This is a genomic window from Streptomyces bohaiensis, assembly GCF_012033785.1.
In the GTDB taxonomy this organism is placed as follows: Bacteria; Actinomycetota; Actinomycetes; order Streptomycetales; family Streptomycetaceae; genus Streptomyces; species Streptomyces bohaiensis.
Genome location: NZ_JAAVJC010000490.1, coordinates 1 through 1,723, shown reverse-complemented (window position 1 = coordinate 1,723; position 1,723 = coordinate 1). Strand labels below are relative to the sequence as shown.

Here is a 1,723-nt window from a genome sequence, read left to right as displayed (position 1 = left end):
GGGCACCACATCCGTGGTGCCCGGCCCGGCCCGTCCGCTCGTCCGCTCGTCCGCTCGCCCACTGGGCGCGAGCCGCCGTCCGCGGGGCGGGGGGCCGCCGTCCGCGGGGCGGGTCAGAGCTCGGTGACCCCGGGCTCCGAGGGCCCCTCGCCGTCCTCGTCCTCGTCGTCGACGAGGACCGGGGAGCCGTGGTGCGCCCAGATCTTCCAGCTGCCGTCGTCCACGCGGCGGAAGACGTTGGTGGCGACGACCAGCCCGCCGACCAGCGGGCCCGCCGAGCCGTCGTCCTCCGCCGGCCCGCCGGAGAGGATGTTCTCGGTGCAGGTCACCACGGCGGTGTCGCCGAGCACCTCGACCTCCACGTCGGTGAGGAAGAACTGGATGTACTCGGTGCCGGCCATGATCAGCGCGTAGGACCGCATCACCTCGGAGCGGCCGGAGAGCACCGGCCACCCGGGGTGGACGACGCTGACCCGCTCGTGCAGCCACTGCTCGGCCATCGCCTCCAGGTCGCCGGCCTCCAGCGCGTCGTAGAGGGCGGTGTTGGCGGCCTCGACGGCCTCGATGTCGGTACGCGCGCTCATGCCTGCGCCCCCTCTCCCGCTGCTTCCACCGCCCGGGCGACCCGCACCGCGTCGGCGGAGGGGCCGACGTCGTGGACCCGGACGGCCCAGGCGCCGTCCCGCGCGGCGATCGCGGTGATCGCGGCGGTGGCCGCGTCGCGCTGCCGGGCCGGCGGCGGGGTGCCGTCGGGGGCGGCCAGCACCCGGCCGAGGAAACGTTTGCGCGAGGCGGCGACCAGCATCGGCCGCCGCAGCTGCGCGGCGAGGCTCCGCAACCCGGCGACCAGCGCCAGGTCGTGCGGGGCCTCCTTGGCGAAGCCGAGCCCGGGATCGACGACGACCCGTTCCTCGGCGATGCCGCCGTCGACCGCGGCCTCGACCGCCTCCCGCAGTTCGGCGAGCACCTCGGCGACCGGGTCGGCGTAGACGGCGCGGGTGTTCATGTCGGCGCTCTGCCCGCGCCAGTGCATCACCACGAACGGGACGCCGAGTTCGGCGACGACCGGCACCATGCGGGAGTCCGCCCGGCCACCGCTGACGTCGTTGACCAGCTGCGCGCCGGCGGCGACTGCCTCCGCCGCCACCGAGGCGCGCATGGTGTCGACCGAGACGGTGACACCCTCGGCGGTCAGCGCCCGCACCACCGGCACGACGCGGCGCAGTTCCTCGGACTCGTCCACGCGGCTGGAGCCCGGCCGGGTGGACTCGCCTCCGACATCGACCAGGTCGGCACCGTCGGCGACCAGGCCGAGACCGTGTTTGATCGCGGCGGACGGCTCGAACCACATGCCGCCGTCCGAGAAGGAGTCGGGGGTGACGTTGACCACGCCCATGACCGCGCATCGGTCCCATGCCGGCAGGCCGTCCACCACACCCCGCGGGGCGGGCTCGTGACCGGGTGAGAGCTGCATGTGAACCAGGGTAGGCGCTACGACCGGGATGATCGCCGGGAGACCGGGACGCGGGCGGCGTGACCGGTGCCGACACCGCCGCCGACGCTGCGCCGTCCGGGTGGTGGGGGGCGGCGGTCTCGGGGCGTGCCGCTCCGGCCGCGCGCAGTGCGGAACGGGCTGCCGGTTCGAGCGGCGAGCCGTCCCATCCGATCACGGTGACGCGGTCGGCCATGGCCTGCGGACTCCGGGGGTGTGGCGACGCGGGGG

General features: G+C 75.5%; 2 protein-coding genes. Both read right to left on the bottom strand.

The window, feature by feature from the left end; translation table 11 throughout:
• Window positions 1–113: 113 nt before the first annotated feature.
• Complete coding sequence (locus HCN52_RS24180; RefSeq protein WP_168090548.1) at window positions 114–584, bottom strand: nuclear transport factor 2 family protein; 471 nt, start codon at window positions 582–584, stop codon at window positions 114–116.
• Entirely contained in the window at window positions 581–1,474 is an 894-nt protein-coding gene (gene folP / locus HCN52_RS24175) for a dihydropteroate synthase (protein WP_168090547.1), read from the bottom strand. Before folP ends, HCN52_RS24180 begins: the two co-directional genes overlap by 4 nt.
• Window positions 1,475–1,723 lie beyond the last annotated feature (249 nt).

Excerpts from the sequence above, each read along its gene's own strand:
- HCN52_RS24180 (WP_168090548.1), bottom strand. The coding sequence starts at position 584 with ATGAGCGCGCGTACCGACATCGAGGCCGTCGAGGCCGCCAACACCGCC.
- folP (WP_168090547.1), bottom strand. The coding sequence starts at position 1,474 with ATGCAGCTCTCACCCGGTCACGAGCCCGCCCCGCGGGGTGTGGTGGAC.